At 49.6% G+C, this 20622-nt stretch carries 20 protein-coding genes; 10 read left to right on the top strand and 10 right to left on the bottom strand.

Annotated elements, in window-relative coordinates:
- Window positions 1–69: 69 nt before the first annotated feature.
- Together ACYVHX_RS24935 and ACYVHX_RS24930 are read right to left on the bottom strand one after the other, a co-directional pair.
- Window positions 70–1575 (bottom strand): sensor histidine kinase, encoded by a 1506-nt coding sequence (locus tag ACYVHX_RS24935; RefSeq protein WP_460674418.1) that lies wholly within the window; start codon window positions 1573–1575, stop codon window positions 70–72.
- Window positions 1568–2290: a response regulator transcription factor gene (locus ACYVHX_RS24930; protein ID WP_460674417.1), complete on the bottom strand. Its 723-nt coding sequence runs from the start codon at window positions 2288–2290 to the stop codon at window positions 1568–1570. Before ACYVHX_RS24930 ends, ACYVHX_RS24935 begins: the two co-directional genes overlap by 8 nt.
- A gap of 154 nt (window positions 2291–2444) precedes the next feature.
- Between ACYVHX_RS24930 and ACYVHX_RS24925 the strand changes: the two genes are divergently transcribed.
- The 8 genes from ACYVHX_RS24925 (at window position 2445) to ACYVHX_RS24890 (ending at window position 8926) form a co-directional block, all read left to right on the top strand.
- Window positions 2445–2729, top strand: coding sequence for a pentapeptide MXKDX repeat protein (locus tag ACYVHX_RS24925; RefSeq protein WP_460674416.1), 285 nt, complete (start codon window positions 2445–2447; stop codon window positions 2727–2729).
- A gap of 176 nt (window positions 2730–2905) precedes the next feature.
- Window positions 2906–3142, top strand: coding sequence for a molybdopterin-dependent oxidoreductase (locus tag ACYVHX_RS24920; RefSeq protein ID WP_460674700.1), 237 nt, complete (start codon window positions 2906–2908; stop codon window positions 3140–3142).
- A 29-nt stretch (window positions 3143–3171) separates the two neighbouring features.
- A complete protein-coding gene (locus ACYVHX_RS24915) occupies window positions 3172–3912 on the top strand; it encodes a DUF1223 domain-containing protein (protein WP_460674415.1) in 741 nt (246 codons plus the stop codon).
- Between the two features lie 714 nt (window positions 3913–4626).
- The gene (locus ACYVHX_RS24910; protein WP_460674414.1) at window positions 4627–5268 is read left to right on the top strand and encodes a hypothetical protein; all 642 of its coding nucleotides are present in this window, start codon (window positions 4627–4629) and stop codon (window positions 5266–5268) included.
- 227 nt (window positions 5269–5495) lie between these two features.
- Window positions 5496–5963, top strand: coding sequence for a hypothetical protein (locus ACYVHX_RS24905; RefSeq protein ID WP_460674413.1), 468 nt, complete (start codon window positions 5496–5498; stop codon window positions 5961–5963).
- A 337-nt stretch (window positions 5964–6300) separates the two neighbouring features.
- On the top strand, window positions 6301–7383 hold the full coding sequence (locus ACYVHX_RS24900; RefSeq protein ID WP_460674412.1) for a DUF2911 domain-containing protein: 1083 nt from the start codon (window positions 6301–6303) through the stop codon (window positions 7381–7383).
- Between the two features lie 417 nt (window positions 7384–7800).
- Complete coding sequence (locus ACYVHX_RS24895) at window positions 7801–8211, top strand: response regulator (RefSeq protein ID WP_460674411.1); 411 nt, start codon at window positions 7801–7803, stop codon at window positions 8209–8211.
- 328 nt (window positions 8212–8539) lie between these two features.
- Window positions 8540–8926 (top strand): DUF421 domain-containing protein, encoded by a 387-nt coding sequence (locus tag ACYVHX_RS24890; RefSeq protein ID WP_460674410.1) that lies wholly within the window; start codon window positions 8540–8542, stop codon window positions 8924–8926.
- A gap of 707 nt (window positions 8927–9633) precedes the next feature.
- Here the strand turns inward: ACYVHX_RS24890 and ACYVHX_RS24885 are convergent.
- The 8 genes from ACYVHX_RS24885 to ACYVHX_RS24850 all read right to left on the bottom strand — a co-directional run bounded on the left by ACYVHX_RS24885 (window position 9634) and on the right by ACYVHX_RS24850 (window position 16655).
- Window positions 9634–9984 (bottom strand): cupin domain-containing protein, encoded by a 351-nt coding sequence (locus ACYVHX_RS24885; RefSeq protein WP_460674409.1) that lies wholly within the window; start codon window positions 9982–9984, stop codon window positions 9634–9636.
- 252 nt (window positions 9985–10236) lie between these two features.
- The gene (locus ACYVHX_RS24880; RefSeq protein WP_460674408.1) at window positions 10237–10596 is read right to left on the bottom strand and encodes a nuclear transport factor 2 family protein; all 360 of its coding nucleotides are present in this window, start codon (window positions 10594–10596) and stop codon (window positions 10237–10239) included.
- Window positions 10597–10749: 153 nt separating this feature from the next.
- Window positions 10750–11334 (bottom strand): dihydrofolate reductase family protein, encoded by a 585-nt coding sequence (locus ACYVHX_RS24875; protein ID WP_460674407.1) that lies wholly within the window; start codon window positions 11332–11334, stop codon window positions 10750–10752.
- A gap of 43 nt (window positions 11335–11377) precedes the next feature.
- A complete protein-coding gene (locus ACYVHX_RS24870) occupies window positions 11378–11779 on the bottom strand; it encodes a hypothetical protein (protein ID WP_460674406.1) in 402 nt (133 codons plus the stop codon).
- 101 nt (window positions 11780–11880) lie between these two features.
- Entirely contained in the window at window positions 11881–12444 is a 564-nt protein-coding gene (locus tag ACYVHX_RS24865) for a dihydrofolate reductase family protein (RefSeq protein WP_460674405.1), read from the bottom strand.
- 141 nt (window positions 12445–12585) lie between these two features.
- Window positions 12586–13464 (bottom strand): helix-turn-helix domain-containing protein, encoded by an 879-nt coding sequence (locus ACYVHX_RS24860; protein WP_460674404.1) that lies wholly within the window; start codon window positions 13462–13464, stop codon window positions 12586–12588.
- A 958-nt stretch (window positions 13465–14422) separates the two neighbouring features.
- On the bottom strand, window positions 14423–15688 hold the full coding sequence (locus tag ACYVHX_RS24855) for an MFS transporter (protein WP_460674403.1): 1266 nt from the start codon (window positions 15686–15688) through the stop codon (window positions 14423–14425).
- A 241-nt stretch (window positions 15689–15929) separates the two neighbouring features.
- Window positions 15930–16655 (bottom strand): NUDIX hydrolase, encoded by a 726-nt coding sequence (locus ACYVHX_RS24850; RefSeq protein ID WP_460674402.1) that lies wholly within the window; start codon window positions 16653–16655, stop codon window positions 15930–15932.
- Window positions 16656–16840: 185 nt separating this feature from the next.
- On the opposite strand from ACYVHX_RS24850, the gene ACYVHX_RS24845 reads away from it, so the two are divergent.
- Both ACYVHX_RS24845 and ACYVHX_RS24840 read left to right on the top strand, forming a co-directional pair.
- A complete protein-coding gene (locus tag ACYVHX_RS24845; RefSeq protein WP_460674401.1) occupies window positions 16841–17797 on the top strand; it encodes a TolB family protein in 957 nt (318 codons plus the stop codon).
- Between the two features lie 327 nt (window positions 17798–18124).
- Window positions 18125–20500 carry a M20/M25/M40 family metallo-hydrolase gene (locus tag ACYVHX_RS24840; RefSeq protein ID WP_460674400.1) on the top strand — a complete coding sequence of 792 codons (2376 nt, stop codon included), beginning with the start codon at window positions 18125–18127 and terminating at the stop codon, window positions 20498–20500.
- Window positions 20501–20622: the final 122 nt, after the last annotated feature.

Here is a 20622-nt window from a genome sequence, read left to right as displayed (position 1 = left end):
TTTAGCAAGAAACTTATTACGGGGATAATAATTTAAAAAAGTCGATAACCAGCCAATTCAACACCTGTTTTATTCATTCCGATTGGGCAGATAAACCGGAAGTTCAAACCAGAAGCAGATGGTATCGGCGGCCGTTTCAATGTGGAGCTTTTCCTGATGCAGTTGTAGTATTTTGGTCACAATCGTCAATCCGAGACCAACGCCGGAAGGACGGTTGGCCGCCGATTCACCCGTATCCCGAACTTTTTCCAGATACTGGCGCATGGTATCGCTAAGCGGATGCCCCTGAAGGGAATTAATCACCGAAACCGTCACGGTTTTCGGATTCACCTTCATTTTTAGGCGCACAAACGCACCGTCCGGTGTGAATTTTATGGCGTTTTCGACCAAATTCTGAAGAACACGCTCAATCATTCCAATATCGGCATAACACAGAATTTCGGACCGGCAGTCTTCACAATTCAGAACAATGCCTTTTTGAGCGGCAATCAGTTCAAACTTCGCAGCGGTTTCCGCCACCAACTCGGCCAATACAAACGGCTCCTGGTGCGGCTGCGACTGCCGGGCTTCCAGTTTGGAAAGTTCGAACAGTTCTTCCACCAGTTTCATCAGTTTCTGCGTGCTTTGCAAAATGACGGTTACATACGACTGCGTCTGTTCACCAGGCCGAATCGGGTGAAAAGCCAGCGTTTCGGCATACCCGTGAATGGCCGTGACGGGTGTCCGCAAGTCGTGGGAAACGTTGGCGATCAAATCGCGTCTTAGTTGCTCCGCGTTCTTCAAATCCTCAATATTTTGCGACAACGCACCAGCCATCTCATTAAACGTAGTGGCGACTCCGCTCAGCTCACTCGAAGACCGGACCTGGATGCGGGCCGAAAAATCGCCTTCCCGAAACTGCTTTACGGTTTGAATGATAAGGTTTAAGTTTCGCGTTAACCGGTAAAACATCAGTAATCCAATCATCAGAGCCGCCAGCAAGGTGATTACCATCATTCGGATACCCCACGTCAACACGTGACTTTGCAGCAACCGGCTCATTAGGGAACTGTATCCTTCCCCCGTCAGAATGACGTAAACATACCCTTGCATCCGGCCGTTTTTGACTACTTTTGCCGCCGAAAATATTTTCTTTTCCAGCGGATCTTTCGGATCATCGCCCAGAATGTAAACTTGCCCCCTGGTCTGAATGTAGTCGTGGATGGGGTGCAGCGCGATTCGATTCAGGTGGATTTCCTTGGGTTCGGCGTGGTACAGCAAAATGGTTCCGGCCGAATCCAGCAGGTACACTTCCGCGCTGGGATTGGTGACCATCGCATTGAAGAAAATGGTTTCAGCCCCTTTTCGATTTACCCGCTGATTAATAAATGGCAGCGTAAACTTGGCAATGTGAGCCGCAACCTCCCGATTCAGCCGCTGGTAGTTGGCTTCAAAATACCGGTTCGCCGAATACGCCGTCAGGAAGCCATAAACAGCGGCTAACAGGGTGAGTACCAGCAAAAAGGTCAATGCCAGTTTTCCATACAAACCAAGGTTTGGTCGTTTGCTGATCGTAGGGATGAAGCGCTTACGCATGACGTTTATCGGGTTCAGTCTCGGCGAAGCGGTAGCCCACTCCCCACGATGTCAGAATGTAGCTGGGATGGGCAAAGTCGGGTTCTACTTTACTGCGTAAGCGATTCACATGGGCCGTAACGGTATGTTCGTATCCCTCAAACTTGTACCCCCAAACGAGCGTTAGCAACTCCTTCCGACTGTACGTTTTTCCGGGATTGCCCGCCAGCAAAACCAGCAAGTCGAATTCTTTTGGCGTCAGTTCAACCCGCTCATCCCGAATCGTTACCCGTTTTTTAGCGACGTCGATCAACAAATCGTTATACTGCAATTGGATTGGGTCAGAATCAATTCGATTTTCGGGTGGGCTGAGTTCGCTGCGCCGGAGAATGGCCTTAACGCGCGCCAGCAACTCCCGGATCCCGAAGGGTTTGGTCAGGTAATCGTCGGCCCCGGCTTCCAGCCCCGACACCTTGTCCAGCTCCTGGGATTTGGCGGTCAGCATCAGGATGGGCAGGTGCGAAAGCTGCTGGCGAATTCGACGGCAAACCTCCATCCCGTCCAGATCAGGCAACATTAAGTCCAGAATACATAAATCCACGGTTTGCCGGCCGATGATGGTCAACCCATCCAGCCCCGACGGGGTGGTGATTACCTCACACGCTAACTCCCGCAGATGAATCCGCACCAGCTCGACCAACGTCGTATCATCTTCAATCATCAGGACTTTTTTCATCGGCTTGGCAGTTGCGGACCTAGTGATATTGCTTTTCAACACGCCCCGATTCCCGATTGTTCGGTAGTGGCTTCTGAAATCAAAAACGTTAGACTTTCGTGATAACTTTTGAATTCAGCGAGCCGTTCTCTGGGTGAAACTAAATCATAACCTCATGAAAACCAATGCATCCATAAAGTCACTCGTGGCCTCTGCACTACTAAGCGTCTGTTGTTTGTCCCCTGCGGTTTTTGCCCAGGATAAAACTCAGGACGATAAAATGAAGAAAGACAAAATGGCTTCTTCCAAAATGGAAGAGGATAAGATGAAGAAAGACGGCAAAATGATGGATGACAAAATGAAAGGCGGTAAATTATCGAAAATGGAACGTTCCAAAATGAAGAAGGACAAGATGAAGAAAGACGGTAAAATGGATGAAAGTAAAGAAAACAACCGCTAAGATCTTTATAATCCCAATTGACCGATCCCGTCATAGCGGGATCGGTCAATTGCGGTTCAGGCGCCTGGCTTTCGTTGCAAATGACGCGCATCGTTCATGGACACCAACTGGCCATTTGCTGGTTTCACCGGATCAACTTCCCGGTTCTGGCCGGGATGATCTGCTGAGGATTACCCATTTATAACGTCGGCATCGACAAAGGCCGTGCGATCCATCCGCGGACGCTTTTAGCCTACAAAATGAACGGACAATCGTTAACAGGTTCGCACGGTGCTTCATTGTGTGTGATTAATCCGGTTAAATACGGAGTGAAAAATCCGAAGGGAATTGGCGATATTCGCTTCGCTGACCATATCAAACGCCTACGTGATTATCTGACGGTATATGGCTATCGTTATTTCATTGGTTTATAGTGCATCACGGTCACCCATCGAACATTCCGATGAAAATATTATTAAACTTATCCGCCTTGATTACGTCCGGTTTATTGCTGCTTAATGCTGGTTCTGAACCGCTGTACGAACCCGTTGCCGTCCTGGAATTATTTACCTCGCAGGGCTGCTCGAGTTGCCCACCCGCTGATAAACTGTTGAATGAGGCAGTTACGGAAGCAAATACGAATCACCAGCACGTGTACGGTTTGTCGTTTCACGTCGATTACTGGGACCGACTGGGTTGGAAAGATCCGTACAGCAACCGCCAGTTTTCGGACCGGCAACGGCGCTATGCCCGCCAGTTTGCGGCTAAAGGTATTTACACGCCCCAGGGGGTGGTCAACGGAAAGACGGAATTTGTGGGATCCAACCGGCAACGGTTGCAAACTTCCCTGGCGAGCTCGTTGCGTCAGCCCGCCAGAGTGGCGATTGCCCTTGCGATATCGGCCCAGAAACCGGAGAGCCTGGCGGTTTCCTATTCCCTGAAAGGCGGTTTTGACGATGCGGTTTTGAATGTCGCGCTGGTTAGCAAATCGACCGAAACCACCGTTATCCGGGGCGAAAACGCAGGACGCAAACTGGAACACCGCAATGTTGTACGGACTTTACAAACCGTATACGCCACCCAATCCGGGCATGTTACGATCTCCCTGCCACCTGATTTTGACCGTTCGAAAGGAGCAGTAATTGCTTATGTTCAGGAGCGCCAGGGGTTATTAATAACCGGAGCCAGTCAATTGAATCTTTGACCAATTATTTAAGCGGCCAATTTGCCAGAGACATCTATTACCTGCTTAAAAAGGGGATTTTGCGATGAATACTACGAAGTCAAAAAGATAGGAATCGCGGATCAAATCCGCCCCTTCCCTCCCACTTTAATACCTGGGCTTTATTTGGGTTAACTCAGAATCCATCGTGAACGGTCTTAAATCAGCCAGTCTATCTGGGGTCATCCATGATGGGTTGGGATGACTAGCTGATGGAACTTTGAATGTGGGCAATTCTGGACAAGATTAATAATGTCTCCTTAACCATTCGCCGGCACTTATGACTATACTATACCGTGGCAATCATATAAAAACGCTCCTTTTGTGAAGCCCCTAACGCGTTTAGTTATTCAAAACTAAAATCTACAATTTCACTTCAAGAATTACATCGCTGGAAATTCAGACCATTCGTGCGAAGTTTTGGAGCTTTTATCCCGCCCGCTTGCCCCCGCTCTTCCCTCATAACGATGGAGAGGAAACCAACACCGCCATGATGGACTACCCGGTTGCGGGTATTGCCTGATTTGCACCAGGCTTAATAATCTGAAATAATCAGTTCTGCATTGAGATAAAGTTGTTAATACTACTTTATAACTGAATGATCGGCGGTATTGACCTTTTATATAGGGAAAATCTATACGCTTCAAATCTATCTTTTGGTTTTTCGCGTAAATGATTACAAATAAATCAACCTATATGAAAACTTTAACCAATCTCTTTGAACACTTCGATCGCCTGGATACCCGGATGAATCGCTGGTTGGTGATTCACAGCATCCCGCTTCTACGCCTTGGAATGGGTATTGTATTTCTGGGCTTTGGCTTTTTAAAGTTCTTCCCTGGAATTAGCCCCATTGAAGTGTTGGCCACCAAAACCACCTCTGTCCTTACACTGGGTGGCCTTCGGGGCCACAGTGCTATGCACTTTGTGGCGGCTCTGGAGTGCATTATTGGAATTTGTTTTATTTCAGGCCGGTTTCTACGGATTGGTGTTTGGCTGATGGGCGCACAAATGATTGGGGCTATGTCGCCATTAGTAATCTATTTTGGCGAATTGTTCCCGGGCCCGACTCATGCTCCTACGTTGGCAGCCCAATATATTATCAAAGATATCATATTGGTCGCGGCTGGCTTAGTCATTGCCTCTACCTGGACTGGTGCCCGAATCATAGCGGAACCCAACAGTTTCCGTACCAGTTTATTTACGCGGGTGCCGGGCGTGGATGTCAGACCTCTCATTTTTAAACCGACCGTAGTCATTTATGCGATTCTGGGCGGTACTTCGATTAAATGTAGCCTCGTTTACGATTTCATACGAAAAGCAATCAAACAACTATAGAGGCTACATACTAGTTGCCTAAAAAACGGTTACACGCGACATGACCGGTACTCTGTCAGGTTTTGCTTTTAGGAGGTTAATAGCGAAAAACGAGATTAGGCAACGATTAGCTGGGTTTTAATTTTCGGATGATTTCAGGGGGTGGTCAAACTGGCAATTGTAAGTCAAATTAGGTGAACGTTGCCAAATATCGATCTGTACCTTGGCGTTACTGGGTCCAATAAACGATGAAAAAACCGGATAAGCTGCCCATGAAATTCATCAAAAAAATCCTAGGTACATTTGGCTTGAAAGTGCTTTTTAACGCTTGTCAACCAAGAAATGTGCAGGAGCCAGAAGCTTGTCAGCCCCCCCTGTCGCTGATAGCGCAAGGGAATTGTGAGAGCGGCTATCAGGGAACATTTTTAATTGCTTCAGATTACCAGGAGACCACAGGGGCGTCCATCCTTTTTGAAATCTTTCCACAGAAAGACACATTGAGCAACGATATTAATGTCAAATCCGCCTGGAAAAACGGGTCAAACCAACATGACCGCATCCTGATCAGTGATACGGTCATCGGCAACTCCCCTAAATTTTTGGTACAAGTATCAATAAACTGTTTAGGTACCGAACGTAAATCAAAATACTTTGCCTTTGTGAAACGTGCCGCAGCAAACCCTGCCTGTTTCGTTTGGGAGCAGGTAAATAAATGAGGTTTGGGTTATTGCGAATCGTTTTATAGATCGTCTTAAAATCACCAGAGCGCTTTAGCATAGCGGAAACATAGCCATATAAGTCTTGGTTACGCTATGCCCGGTTTTGCATTCTGAAAAATGTCGCATTTTTACAATTTTCTTCATTTGGGCATCGGTACTTTTGATTGTTACGTCCTTACCTGACAATCTTCTCTTAATGAGTGTTCATCGTCACTGGTTTCTTAGTTCCAAAATATACCTTAAAGGGGTGTATTTAAGCGCGTGGGCCCTTCTCTTTACGTTGCCCTGTGTTGGTCAAAACTCCAAGCCCTTTACGGCGTCCTTCATTGGACGAATGGGTGTGGATACGGTTCTGGTCGAAACGTACACAATGATTAATAACCACCTGTACGGAAAAGCATTTATCCGCGTTCCGGAAGATTACATCGGTGAGTTCAGCGTTCACTTTTACCCGGACGGCAGCATCCGCGAATTCAATATCAACGCCATGAATCCGCTCAACAGCTCACTTCCGTTTGAAGCCAAGTCGGGCGCTTTCGAGTATCGATTAAACATGAACTGTCGAAACGATACCTGTACCTACTATAACTCGGAAGCCGGGACAAATTCGGAAAAACGGTTCCGGCACCCGGCCCGCCAAATGGATTTTGTGGGCGGCTGGGTGCCCTTGATCTCCCTTATGGAATGGCAGTGCATGCGTCTGGCGAAGTCCCGGTTTCAGACGCTCCCCTTAAAAATGATCAATCATAACATCGGCGTGTACGACATCGGGGTTCGGTACCAAACAAAGAATAAAATCAGGTTTGGTGGACCTTTTTTGGAATACACCACCATTACCGTCAACCAGCAGGGCCGAATAGAAAGTGTGGATGGTATTGGAACGCCGTGGAATTATATCGTAACAAAACATCTTCCGATTGACATTGATGCGGTTGCCAAACGAATGACCAAAACAGGGGGCATTGGCATCCCCTCGCCAACCGAATCCTTACAGGCCAGCATCCAGAAATCAACGGTGACGGTGAAGTATGGAAGGCCCTATAAACGAGGCCGTCGAATATTTGGGGGCGTGGTGCCGTACGACTCCTTATGGCGAACCGGCGCAAATGGTCCAACGACGATTACCTTTGAAAACGCCGTAAAAATCTATAAAAAGATAGTCCCCAAAGGCGAGTATAGCATCTACACCATTCCTAAAGTAAATGAATGGATACTCATTTTAAGCACGGATGTCAAAAACTGGCCCACCGACCCTGATCGGGCAAAAGAACTTTTCCAAGTGGCTATTCCCGTCCAAAAATCAACTGAAATAAAGCAGCAATTCACTATTGAGCTAAATGAAACGAAAAAAGGAGGGCAACTCAGATTATTATGGGACGATGTTATTGCCACAGCACCTTTTGAGTTTGTTAGGTAACCATAGAGTCGCTTTGTTTGCCTCGGCCTGATTAGAATGAGGTAAAAAAGATGAAGGGGATTGCTTTTTTACGTAAGTACAATACGCAATGGCATCTTCACCATTATCAAATACCACTACTCTGGGGCGCAATCGTTTCCAATAAGGGCTGGAACACCAGTTGATCATCTTCGTCATCGTCAATTAAGCCAATAGGGCCATTTCGTTCCATTCAAACTGGTGGTGTGTGATCAAACACAATAGCATGACGAGAAGCAATGTTTGAGAGATGCCGGAGAACTGAGTGTGTAACCCGGTCGCTGGTCCTGGGCATTCCATGACTGAATTAAAATCAGAAAGCCCTTCGGAATTTATTCACCAGCTTGGCGGTTTTTATCCGGGACCCAACAACACGACTTCCCCATCCCCGGTGTGTCCATGCGTGAAAAGAAATGTGTTTTTATTGTAGATGATGATGAGGACGATCAATTTTTGCTCCAGCATGCTTTTGGGCGATACAATCCGGACTGTCACCTGACGGTTTTAAGCAACGGGGAGCAGTTGCTAAAAGCTTTGCAGCAGACCCCGGTTTTGCCAGCCTTGGTGCTGATGGATGTGAACATGCCCATTATGGATGGCTTTGAGACCCTGGCCCACATTCGTATGGATGCAACCTACGATTCGGTGCCAGTGGTGATCCTGACGACTTCGAGTCAACCGGCGGATCGCCAAAAAGCCGAGCAACTACAAGCCAACGGTTTTGCCACCAAACCCTCGCAGTTAGAGGACTATAATAAACTGATGCTGACATTTCAGCGGGACTTTTTGGCATCACGCGCTGAGAAGTAACTCCCTGCGTCAAATTCCGGCGAAGTCATCGCTTTCTGACTTTTTAAATTTTATGAGCAGCGGTTCAATCCTTGAACCGTTGGTTGCTTTCCTGCCTTGAATCACGAGAGAACTGGTATCTGATTTGAGCAGGTAATGCCTTCTCAATGGCACTATCTGCTTGCAAGTATTGATCCTGCACGCACCTGTTGGGCAACCAGGGTCGTAGTGAGGAAGAAAAGCCTGGTCCAAAAAAGCCATTCAAACAGAAAATATGCGAAACCGGATCAATTCGGTCCCGACTTGGTTACAAAGATGAAAGGGCCACCTGTATGCTTGTTAACCTTGTATGGATTTCAAAACCATTTTTCTGAGTGATTTAGATTGGGGGTTTGCCGCCGAAATCGTTTTCCGAACCCTGATCATGTTCACCTTGATCCTGACTTTTTTGCGACTCACCGGCAAAAAAGGCATTCGGCAGTTATCGCTATTTGAAGTTGCGATCATCATTGGCCTGGGATCGGCAGCCGGTGATCCGATGTTCACCGAGGAAAATGCCATTCTGCCGGCTCTGATCGTCTTCGTGACCATTCTCCTTTTTTACCGGCTGATTACCTGGCTGGCCGCTAAATTCGAGCGCTTCGAAAGCTTCCTGGAGGGCGATCCGGTGTATATCATTGAAGACGGGCGCTTTAGTTTGTATTACCCTGAAATAACCTTACAGCAATTACAGTGAATTTACCCCTTTTTGAATCGACCTGCTAACCCAAGATCAGCAGGTTTATTGAAAGAAAGGATTAAATACGGATCAAACTCGCTTCTCACTCCCCTTTTCAATCCAAAGGGAAGCATTTCAACGATGTGACTGCCAGAAGGGGTGTAAAAATGGACAATCTGCTCCGTAATCGTACCCTTCATTGACGGAGAACGACGGGTCAAGCACCGAAATAAATCCTTGGTGGCCGACCTGCGGTAAGGACTAAGGTTGTTTCATAAACAGGTTGTGGCCAGCTCCCGTCAGGTACGCTGTAGTCTTAGCTGATCCTATCAGCTCGGCAATCGCCCCGGGTGCGTTCCATTGTTCAAGGCAAATAAGGCAGTTTGGTACAGTTGCCGGTACCTAACGGCGCATTGTGATGACGGGTGAGCCGGGATCAAGAAAAAAAGGAAAGGCAAGAGGGGCCACTGTCCCTACCAATCCAGGTGCGGCTGGCTGGAATGGATTATAGCAAACGTCCACTTCTGAACAAGGGGAAGTAAATAAAACGGAATATAGCCTATCAACACTCATCCGAATCGACCGACGTTATCACGTACCTGTACAACAGCGGCCCAAACAGTTCGATAAACGACCCTCCCTCGCGTAGTTGTTTCTATATACTACTGAATCCGACAGCCACAAATTCAACATTCATCACAACCTGCCAGCGGCAGAAAACGTACTCAGCCAACCGGATCAATTGCAATGGTTTCAATCTGACTATGCTCAACGGTTATATTCACCGAACGCTCGCCTTTAGGCCGGGTTCGGTGGACTACGTTTCGGGGGATGGTAACGAGCTGGCCAGGTAGCAACTCGATGGTTTCGCTTACCAGGTCAATGAGTAGTACGCCTTCCATCACCAGAAATGTTTCATCCGAGTTGGGATGATAATGCCAGTAGTAGCTTTCGGTCATCACGCTCACGTTGACCACATGATCGTTAACGGAAGCTAACAAAAAATTTGCATAGTTGGTCGTGACAGCGTCGGTCTGTTTTCTGATATCAATCACCGGAAATGGTATATTATTCATAACAGGCATTAATTTGTATACTATGCGGTAAACGCCGTGATACGCTCCTCATGACCAGACTCCTCATGCCCGGAAAGTGGCAGAAGCAGTGCATTAACTAAACTGGCTTGATAAAACACGATAGCGTTTGCCCCCGCCCCCGGCGTATTCGTCTAGCGTTAGGTTATTGGTTTGAGCGTCTGGCTTCATGATTACCGGTTGTGTTTCCTCAACGTATGGAATGCCTGTAATCTATTCAAAGCGTCCCGTTCCCTACTCGTTATCACTCACATCGGCAGTATAGGAAGTAATATCCGACAGTTTACCATCCGTGAAGCGATAAATATCACAGGATGCAATGCGGGTGGTTTGCTGCTGGGCATCCTGATAGTCAGCCAGGCTATCGATTACTACAAAGTCATCGCCCGTCAGCACAACAAACTGGGCGAAGGTTGTGGTCACGGTGTCAAAATAGGCAGCCGACTCCTTACAGGTCTGCATCACGCCCTCTTTGCCCCTAATCCGTTCGCTACCAACCAGATTCCACTGGATTGCATCGCTCAGATACGGATACGTTAGTTCGAACTCGTGTTTTGAGAACGCTTCCGCGATTTGTTGATTGGTCAGCTTCATATATTTGTGCAAGGGTTTTCAATAACGTATTGAATTTATCAGGTTCGGGGCAGGGAATATAATGACCGGATTTCTCAAAGTAGATGAGTTTTTTACGGGGAGCCTGATTTTTCTTGTAAACGTACCGGCATCCCCCTGCATTTTCGCATCAGTTCAGCCATTATTGACTTGATAGTGATGCAGGACACCACCCGACTTGAATGCATGGGTCGTCAGTAGCGTCAATTTCACTGGCTGGCGGAGTTGGCCGAATAGCACTTGGCCTTTGCCTACCGCTTTTGGCAGAATAATGACCCGTAGTTCATCAACCAAACCCTGTTCGACCAAGGTAGCCAGGAGTTCGGGGCCACAAACCAGCAGCATATCCTGACCCGCCTGTTGCTTGAGTTTATTCACCTGCGTTGAAATGTCGTCGTTGATCAACAGAGTGTTGTCGGGTACCTGGGTTAAGGTACGGGAGAAAACGACCCGGTTTAGCCGTCGGAAAGCCTGAGCAAATTCCACTTCAACGGCTGGCACCGACGTATCGGACAGATCGAGCGTATCCCAGTAGCCGATAAACCCTTCATAGGTCACCCGGCCAAACACGACCGTATCCGCAGCCGCAAACAACTGATTGGCGTAACGGTGATCCTCCTGCTCCGGCGTGTCGATGGTGTTTTCGGCGGTCGTTTCCCCATCGGTTCCCCCGATACGTCCATCCAGCGACGTTGACATGAATAAAATAAGCTTTCTCATGGGTGATTGGAAATTGTTTGTTGCAGCATGGTGGTAAACACCATTATTGAACACGGGTGTAGGTCTGATCCAGATCGTTTTCCCACGTTGTGTCGTCTTTACTTAATTCGCCATTTCCGACGATGGTACTCCCGTCGTCAGAAATGGTCAAGGTGTATCGCTGCGAAAAACCGGGGGTATTACGCCACCATTTCACTACCTTGTTTTCTACCGAGACCTGGTGCTTTCTCGACACTTTCCGCTCGTCAAAATAGAGCATAAACAACTCGCCGGTCGCGTCGTCGCTGCCGAAAATGGCAATACCCGCCGGGAATCCTTCTTCAGCCACCTCAGCGTACCACCGTAGAAAGGCCCCGCCCTCAATCCACTGAAAGGATGCTTTTCCCGTCAAAACTCTGCCGGGAACGGCGGGGTGGGTGCCTACGGTGTCCCATTCGCCGACCAATTGGCCGAGTGCTTTTAGGGCAGGGTTTGGAATCTGTGCGTTACGAATTCCTTATTTTTTCATGGCGATTGGTAGTTTCTGGTCCTGATTAGTTTTCGGATCTACAGTTGCTTGGGTTTATAGTGAAGCAGTACGGTACCACAGGGAAAAGGCATCGATTTTATAAGCGTAAACAATTGAACATCGGCGTTTGGATGAAATAGGGTTACCCCTTTGCCTAAACGAAATGGATTCAGCAGAAAATAAAACTCATCTACCAACCCGGTTTGAATTAAGGAAGCAGCAAAAGAAGCTCCGCCATAGACCAGAATATCGTTGCCTTTTGATTTTTTGAGCTTGCTTAGTTCAGTATGCATGTCGCCACTGATTAGCGTAGTGTTTTTCCAGGAATGTTCGGTGAGGGTATTCGAAAAGACGACTTTTGGAAGTTCCGAAATTCGTTGCCCAAGAGCAAAATCAGGATGGCTTGAATCGGTAGCCACTTGATCCCAGAAGGGTATTAATTCCTGGGCGGTTTTACGTCCGAGTAAAATGGCGTCCACACTATCGAGATTTTTAATACAGAATTCGATCACTTCGTGGTCCCATTTGAAGTTTTTGCCGCCCCGCTCCATGTTTACGAAATTGTCGATTGACAGGTGCATTTGAAGTTTTACCGTTCTCATTTTCTTTTTGATTTAGAAACCAGACTGATTATGAATGACAGATAGCCTCTCGGTTTTCGCAATGTTGGATTTTCGGGAAAGTTGGCCAGCGTTTTCGGCCTGGCCGAGACGTATTGACAATGGCCACCACCGGCATACGCATTACAATGGTCCCTGTTTGCGGTACTGCGCCGGACTCCGCTGGTAGCGGTGCCTAAACGCCGTGATAAAATATTCCAGGCTGTTGAAGCCCGACGCGAAACCAATATCGGTTACAGGCAGGGCGGTGTCGCGCAGCAGCCGTTCGGCGTGGGCCAGGCGGATGCTGACCAAATAGTGATACGGCGTGTAACCCGTGTGCGCTTTGAATAACCGACCCAGATGAAACGGGCTCACACAGCAGTGATCCGCTAAATCCAGCAGGGACAGGTCGCGGCTAAACTCCCGATGCAGATACGCCTTTGCCTGCTCGATGGAATGCAGATGAAATTGTTTGTAGCGGGTTATCGGTTCATTCGGTTCGTAGTTTTCAATCCGCCCAACGACTTCCTGTACCAACTGCAACACTAACTGGTCACGTCCTAACCGACTCATTTCCCCTCCCGGCTGCCAAAGCTGGTAAAAGAGGTAATCGATGACGGGTGTTGTTCTCAACCCCAGGGTGAGTGCGTTGGGATTACCGAAAAAAGAGCTATGACGCAGGTGGTATTCATCAAGTAACTGTTCGTAAAAATCATCGGTAAAATCAATGATCGAAAAACTGCCAGTTGCCGGGTACAGCCGAAAATCATAGTTATGGCCTTTTTCAACCACTACATAACCGGTATGCAGTTCGTAAGCTTTGTTGGCTAAGTCGAATTTTATCTGACCAGAATTACTAAACACCAGACTAAAACAATAACTGTCGCCCGTATAGGGCAATCCCGAACCCTTGACGTCAAGCGTCCATTGTTTTAACAAATAAAAATCAGCCTCGAAAAGATGGCGTCTCCAGACGGGATGATCAGGGTTTGGGTCGAGGATAAGAGCGGGCTGTTCCACAACGGATTAATGGGGTTGCACTGACGCAAAGGAACCGTTTTTCCGGTGGGTAAACCTTAGAATTCCTGCTAATTTAGGCAATGGCAGCCGGTGTATGTCCGTAAAATCGCTTGAAAAATTTAGGACTCTTTGTGAGTAACGGATACCGTCTCCCCTTATGCTTTTTGCTTTACCCTGCGTTGCGATGGGCGCATTTTTGGACAAATTTGCCCTGCATTTGGTGGGCTTGGTCAGGCCCGGGCCGCCGGTGCGGTCAAGGGGTCACACTTGCCAGGGGACCCAACAAGGTATGATAGTTTTTCATCCTCCACCTTATTTTTCTTTATTTTTCTTCAGCGGCTTCAACACCGACAAACGCCCGGTTGAGAAGCATCTTATCCACCCCGTCGGCCCGGTTTGATAGTTCGATTCATCCGCTCGGATAACGCGTTTTCATGCGAATCGTCTTGCTGGGTCAGGCTGCTGGCGATTTTCGTAGTAGTTTCACAAAATCGAACGATACTACCCCCAACTAAATAGTGCATAATTTGGTGCTTAGTTGATCTAAATTGGTCTTTAATGCCATCTTCATTGCCCTTCGTAAACCAGTGCCTTGCAGTGAACTCTCAACAGCCCAGCCGCTGGACGGCCCCGCTACAATCTGACGAGGATAGGAAACAGGTATTAAACTCAAAAAGGCAAATCCAAGCAACAAGACCACTAGGTATTCCCGCTGATTCACAGACAATTGGGCGAAGTCGCTTTCCTACCAACCTTTAAATTAGGAGATACTCGTAAAAGTGATGCTGTGACCAGGTGAACATTACCCAACGTTTCATTAATATACCCCTATCATTCAACAAGTTAGCCAACTTGCCACGATTAATTACTTGCTAGTAGCAGACCTGGTTTAGTACTTTTTCTTAAATTGAGAAAGCTGCCCCCCTTGATTACTTTACCTAATCATTATCAAGCTATTTTAGGGTAATACACCCGCAGGACGGTTAGCGCCCAACAAAAGTAAGCCCGCCAGGGCTATAATGAACCCACAGCCTACACCCACGGCGGGGGCGGATATGTGCGGATAGAGAAGCCCCGAGCCGTAGATCCCCAACACATCAGCCTGGTTACTCAAGGCCATGTAAAAAGCGAACTGCGCCCCGGCCACTGACCGTTGACACAGGCTCATTAAAACGGGTAAAGCAGCAATGCTGAAGATCGATTCGAAGGTTTGCCGACCCATGAGTCCGCCGATGGCAACCCCCGGGTCACTCCATTGCCTGCCGGCCCCTGAATACATCACCATGCTTAAGCTCATCACCACAACCACCATTCTCAGCAGCCGTAGCCCCCCCACCCGATCAGATAGCCAGCCCACCAGCAGAGCGATGCTAACGGCTAATAACGTGCCGTAGGTACCGCCCAGCACCGATACGGCCGTGGGCGTCCAGTTCAGACGCTGAATCAGGTCCAGGGCAAACACCCGCTGAAACAGCCGTTCGGCCACAAAAATCAGGGCAACCGCCAGGAATATGCGTAAACGGGACGGGGCCCCTATCGCCCGGCTTAAAGCGCTGACCAACGCCCATAGCGAGGTGATTTCAGGCTTTTCCGCCCGGACTGAGCGGGTGCCAAGCGATAACCCGGCATGACTGGGTTCTTCCCGGATCAACAGCGTCAGCAGCATGAGGCTACCCAGTACCACCGATTGCAGCAGGGCCGCCGTATGGAATCCCACCCGATCGAGAACCAACGCCAGCCCGGCACTTCCCAGCGCCTGTCCGGTAATCATACCGCCCTTCATCAAGGCGTTCACCCGGCCGCGCTCGCCAGGGGGTACCACCGTAATGGCCATCGCATCGACGCTTACATCCTGCAGGGAGGCAAACACACCATGCACCACAAACATGGCCGTCAGCAGGTTAACTTGTCCGGCGGGATCGGTGATCGTGAGCAAACCCAGTGAAGCGCCAAAGGCCATGAGCTGGGCCACCAGCACCCAGGGTCGACGACGCCCCATAGCGGACTGCTGATAACGGTCTACCAGCGGTCCCCAGATAAACTTAAAGCCCCAGGGCAACCCCACCAATGCACCGAAACGGGCGATGTCGGCCGCACTCAGCCCCCGGCCGGCCAGGTAGTTGGTCAAGGTGATCAGGGCAAAAGCAGAGGGGATGCCCTGCATGATATAGAGGTAAAAAAAGGTCAGATACCGCAGGGATTTACTTTGGGTAAGGGTGCGCATACGCCTGAAAGCAAGTGGTCAGCTGGGCATACTCGCTGGCGGTGAAATGCGGTTCGTTCGTTTCCTGCCAGCCAAGGTGTCAATACTATCCAAAACGAGCGATGGTTGCCAGAGCATGGAAACCGGAAGCCTTCGGTCTTTTCGCCGAAAACACCCGGCTGCTTCGGCGCAGTTGTATCCGACCTGAAAACCGGGAAGCAAAAACCGCTAGGACTGAGGGCCGATTGTTTCTTAACCAACCTTATTTTTTAAACCGGTACAAGTAAGGGGCGGTATTGGCGGCACCCGTATAATTCTTGTGAAGGCGCTCCAATACACCCAAATCCAGGATTTTCTTTTGGAAATTATTGATTGGAAAGGCCCGGTTGTACACCGCTTCGTAGAGTTGCTGTACCTGACGCATGGTGAAGGTTTCGGGCAACAGATTGAAGCCAAGAAGTTTTTGGTCTAAATGCCCGCGAAGCGACTCGAGGGCAGCCGTAAAAATTTGACCATGGTCATGGATCATTTCCGGAAGCTCGTGGACACTGCACCACTCTAAATACTCATCGAACTCGCCCGCTTTCGGATCGACTTTGCTGATGTCTACCAGGGCATAGTAGCCAATACAAATAAACCGGCTCGTCATCCACTCGATCGCCTGAACATCAAATCGCTGCGGATCGGATTGGCGTAATGCGGACTGGACCACCTCCCGGTAAGGGCTATCAGCAATGCGGGTTTCGTGACCAAACACCCGAAACTGCTCCAGATAAATATGATCCAGGCCAGTCCGTTCCTGCAAAATCCGACGGGCCGCCTGGTCAATCCCCTCCGTTTTAAAAATGTATCCACCAGGTAGCGACCAACTGCGTGGCTCAAATTTCAATTTGGAGATCAGCACGTACAGTTGTTTATCCTGGTAGCCAAAGATCACACAATCAATCGATAGGTGTGCAATGAAATCGTTCTCATTGAATCTCGTCATTCTAACCCGATACTTTTCTGGAAGCGGCCTAAAGATAGGGCTTATCCCGGTAAACCATACGCCAGTTTATATAATTTTATATGCAGAGAGTATGACTAGTTTTTAATATCATCTTTTTTTTAGATGATATTAAAAATGATACTTTTGCTTTAATCTGTTTTTCCTTCCTCTTAAAACCGTATTTTATGAGCCCTACGTTTTCGCTGACAGCCTTTCACTTTCGCATCCATTGGACCATCCTACTTTGTTGCTGGCTAATTGGCTCGCAGAATACCGTAGCCCAAAGCCGGAAAGACACCACCAGCTTTATTCAAACGCTTGACATCATAACCGGTAAGATCGATACCGTACTGGCGATCAAAGCCCACTTTGAAGCACCGAACTGGCATCCCGACAACTACCTCATTCTCAACAGCAAGGGAAAGATGTACACGCTGAATTTGGGGTCCAAAAAAGTAACCCACCTGAACACGGGTTTTGCGACAGAATGCAACAACGATCACGGGATTTCACCCGATAAGAAATGGCTGGTTATCAGTCACAATGATAAAACCAACCCCTCACCCGTGTCGTATAAATCAGCGCTCTACGTAGTGCCTATCCAGGGTGGAGAACCCCGCCGGGTGACTCCCGAAGTACCTTCATTCTGGCATGGCTGGAGCCCTGATGGGAAAATATTGGCGTATTGCGCCGTAAGGAATGGAAATTTCGATGTGTACACCATTGGTATAGAAGGCGGCATCGAAAAACGATTGACCACCACGGAAGGTCTGGACGACGGTCCTGATTATTCACCTGATGGAAAATACATTTATTTTAACTCCTACCGCACCGGCCACATGCAAATATGGCGAATGCTGGCCGATGGGTCAAAGCCCGAACAGTTGACCTTTGATGAAAACTCCAACTGGTTTGCTCACCCCTCCCCCGACAATAAGTGGCTTGCCTACATTGCCTATACGTCCGACGAAAAGCAAAATCATTCGTTTGGTAAAAAGGTCAAACTTCGGCTGATGGACCTCAAAACCCAAACCATTAAAGACCTCACGCCCGTCTTTTTCGGTGGTCAGGGGACCATCAATGTTCCCTCCTGGAGTCCCGATAGTCAGAAAATCGCATTTGTCAGCTACCAGATCAACTAGCGCTTTTTCCAAAACAATCAGCGTCTTACCAAACGGATAATTTTGATGGTCCAGGAGTGATTTCGGCTACCAGGCGGATTCTTCTGAGCCCTCCTGCCCAGTCATTGTCCGGACCGACAGGCCTAACAGCAGCATCCTGAAATTAATACAGAACACCAGTTTAGTGAAGTATGAAGTATAAAAAGCCAATGAAGTACTGATCGGAACTGCCGGCTTCAAACTCAACAAACCTTCGCTACCGATGTGGCAACGATCCAGGTTCATTACCCGGTTATAAAGCGCTTGGCTCTACCCGTATGATTCGATAATACTCCGTATCTTTTGTGCATGACCGACCTGTTCACTACTTCATCGATCCGCCAGTCGCTGGTGTTATTGCTGGCTATCCTTGGCTTGTGCTACTGGAGCATTCACCTGATGCAGCCGCCAACCGCCCGGCCCGCCACAGCCCCACGGACCGAGTTTTCGGCTGAACGGGCCATGGGCCACCTGCGTCAGATTGCCCGCCAACCCCATGCCAGCGGTACACCCGACCACCCCCGTGTGCGGGCTTATTTGCTGGCGGCTCTGCGGGGACTGGGCCTACAGCCACAGGTCCAGGAAGCTACGGTAGTGGTGCCGCCAACCAAGCCCGCTTCGCTGCCTACGTCAGGGGCGGTGCTGAGTGTGGCCTCCAGAGCGGGGTATGTCTATAACGTAATGGCCCGGCTGAAGGGCCGCCAGTCGGGAAAGTCCGTGCTGGTCTTGGCTCATTACGATTCGCAGCCCAATACCCTTGGCGCTGCCGACGACGGCGCAGGGGTAGTGGCCATTCTGGAAGCGGTGCGGGCGCTGCGGCAGTCCGATCCGCTGCAACACGATCTGATTGTGCTCTTCACCGACGGCGAAGAAAACGGACTATTCGGTGCCCGGGCGTTTTTGCGCCACCCCTGGGCCAAAGACGTCGGCTTTGTGATTAACCTCGAATCGCGGGGCAATCGCGGACCGAGCCTGCTGTTTGAGATGAGCGAGCAAAACGGCTGGATTGTCGAGCACCTGGCCCAGGCCATGCCCCACCCGCTGACCTCGTCGCTCATGTACACCATCTACCGATTGCTGCCTAACAACACCGACTTCACCCCCTTGCGCGAGGCTGGTTACGCCGGCGTCAATGCGGCTTTTCTCGATGGCTTTGTGCACTACCATAAGCTAACTGATTCGCCCCAAAATCTCGACCAGAATGGTCTGCAACACCATGGCGAGACGATGCTGGCGCTGGTGCAACACTTTGCCAACGGGTCACTCGACCAGGTCCGGGCACCCGACAAAGTATTTTTCAACGGCTTCGGCACTTGGTTAGTGCACTATCCCATGTCCCTGAACGGATTCTGGATTGCCCTGTTAACCGCTACCTTAATCCTTGTCCTGATGGTCAGTCGCCGACAGAAGCAACTTACCTTCGCTCAGTTTCTGGGCGGTTTCGGCTTAAGCCTGTTGCTGCTGATTATGCTGGGGGGCGCTTGCTGGGGTATCAATCTGGGGGTGGTGCGGGCTTTGCCGTATTGGCATTTTTTCAATGGCACGTACGGCGCCCACCTGTTCTTCGGAGCGTATCTGCTGCTGACCGTCGGCCTGTTCGGGGTACTGATTCGACTCTTTCTCCGCTGGCTGCGGCCTCTGGCATTGGTCCTGAGTGCCTACGGATTGGTGTTCGTGCTGACCGGAGTCCTGGCCGTCTGGCTACCCGCCGGTTCGTATTTTTTACTGTTTCCGCTGCTGGGGGCCTTGCTGGGGATGGTGTTTCTGACTTGGCTGGCCCAGCGACAACCCCACCCCTTAACCAGTACTCTCTTTATGTTGCTGTCGGCCTGCCCTACAATTGGCATTGTGCTACCAATGGCGTACCTGCTGTTTATTACCTTCGATCTGCAACTGCCCGTCGCGTCGGTCGTGCTGCTAAGTTTATTCCTTCTGTTGTTATTACCCCAGTGGTTAGCTATCGACGGTGGTCTACGCTGGCGAAAAGCGTCCGCGGTGACCCTGGTGTCCCTCCTGTCAGGAGCCGCGCTCCTGGGTTTTGCTATTTACCACGAAGCGCCGAGCGACAGCCAGCCCCTGCATACGCAAACGGCCTACTATCTGAATGCCGATACGAAGCGGGCATTCTGGGCCTCGTATTCCCTGGAAAGGCCCGACCCCTGGAACCGGCAGTTTTTTACCAACCCGTCATACGGTCAGCTGACTGAAGTGTTTCCCAACGGCCACCTGGTTGCCTGGAACAGCTACCTCAGGCAACCCGCCCGTCCCATTGACGTCGCCCCACCAGGAGCCGAGCTACTAACCGACAGCACCCGCAATGGCCACCGCTACCTCACCCTGCGGCTGCATTCGGTTCGTGGGGCCGCCCATCTTGAAGCGGTTTTGTTTCCGGGAATGGCGGGTCGCATCAATAGCCTCAGCGTCAACGGCGAAGCGCTGCCAATCCAGACCGAACAGACACCCGATGGCCCGGCTTATGATATGCTATTTACCGGTTTGCCCCTCAGCAAGCAGCTCATGCTGCACGTTGATGCCACGGTCGGGCACCCGGTCGGGCTTAGACTTTACGACCAATCGATCGGTTTGCCAAACCACCTTATTCAGCGGCCCCAGCCCGCATCGGTCGTACCCGAACAGGGCCGTCGAAGCAACGTAACGGTGGTAGGCAAACGATACCAGTTCTAATGTCCTTACGCTAGCCGAAACATACTAGCCCTCATTCCTAGAAGACTTTTTGACTTGGTTCAATCGATGATTTACCAAATTTTCGTACCGTTTTTTTAGGAATCCAACAAGGTTATTGGCGC

This window comes from Larkinella ripae (assembly GCF_054780775.1).
This window is presented reverse-complemented; position numbering and strand designations above follow the sequence as displayed.

What these genes read in the sequence shown, in the direction of transcription:
- ACYVHX_RS24935 (WP_460674418.1), bottom strand. Translation starts at nt 1,575, where the DNA reads ATGCGTAAGCGCTTCATCCCTACGATCAGCAAACGACCAAACCTTGGT.
- ACYVHX_RS24930 (WP_460674417.1), bottom strand. Translation starts at nt 2,290, where the DNA reads ATGAAAAAAGTCCTGATGATTGAAGATGATACGACGTTGGTCGAGCTG.
- ACYVHX_RS24925 (WP_460674416.1), top strand. Translation starts at nt 2,445, where the DNA reads ATGAAAACCAATGCATCCATAAAGTCACTCGTGGCCTCTGCACTACTA.
- ACYVHX_RS24915 (WP_460674415.1), top strand. Translation starts at nt 3,172, where the DNA reads ATGAAAATATTATTAAACTTATCCGCCTTGATTACGTCCGGTTTATTG.
- ACYVHX_RS24910 (WP_460674414.1), top strand. Translation starts at nt 4,627, where the DNA reads ATGAAAACTTTAACCAATCTCTTTGAACACTTCGATCGCCTGGATACC.
- ACYVHX_RS24905 (WP_460674413.1), top strand. Translation starts at nt 5,496, where the DNA reads ATGAAAAAACCGGATAAGCTGCCCATGAAATTCATCAAAAAAATCCTA.
- ACYVHX_RS24900 (WP_460674412.1), top strand. Translation starts at nt 6,301, where the DNA reads ATGGGTGTGGATACGGTTCTGGTCGAAACGTACACAATGATTAATAAC.
- ACYVHX_RS24895 (WP_460674411.1), top strand. Translation starts at nt 7,801, where the DNA reads ATGCGTGAAAAGAAATGTGTTTTTATTGTAGATGATGATGAGGACGAT.
- ACYVHX_RS24890 (WP_460674410.1), top strand. Translation starts at nt 8,540, where the DNA reads ATGGATTTCAAAACCATTTTTCTGAGTGATTTAGATTGGGGGTTTGCC.
- ACYVHX_RS24885 (WP_460674409.1), bottom strand. Translation starts at nt 9,984, where the DNA reads ATGAATAATATACCATTTCCGGTGATTGATATCAGAAAACAGACCGAC.
- ACYVHX_RS24880 (WP_460674408.1), bottom strand. Translation starts at nt 10,596, where the DNA reads ATGAAGCTGACCAATCAACAAATCGCGGAAGCGTTCTCAAAACACGAG.
- ACYVHX_RS24875 (WP_460674407.1), bottom strand. Translation starts at nt 11,334, where the DNA reads ATGAGAAAGCTTATTTTATTCATGTCAACGTCGCTGGATGGACGTATC.
- ACYVHX_RS24865 (WP_460674405.1), bottom strand. Translation starts at nt 12,444, where the DNA reads ATGAGAACGGTAAAACTTCAAATGCACCTGTCAATCGACAATTTCGTA.
- ACYVHX_RS24855 (WP_460674403.1), bottom strand. Translation starts at nt 15,688, where the DNA reads ATGCGCACCCTTACCCAAAGTAAATCCCTGCGGTATCTGACCTTTTTT.
- ACYVHX_RS24850 (WP_460674402.1), bottom strand. Translation starts at nt 16,655, where the DNA reads ATGACGAGATTCAATGAGAACGATTTCATTGCACACCTATCGATTGAT.
- ACYVHX_RS24845 (WP_460674401.1), top strand. Translation starts at nt 16,841, where the DNA reads ATGAGCCCTACGTTTTCGCTGACAGCCTTTCACTTTCGCATCCATTGG.
- ACYVHX_RS24840 (WP_460674400.1), top strand. Translation starts at nt 18,125, where the DNA reads ATGACCGACCTGTTCACTACTTCATCGATCCGCCAGTCGCTGGTGTTA.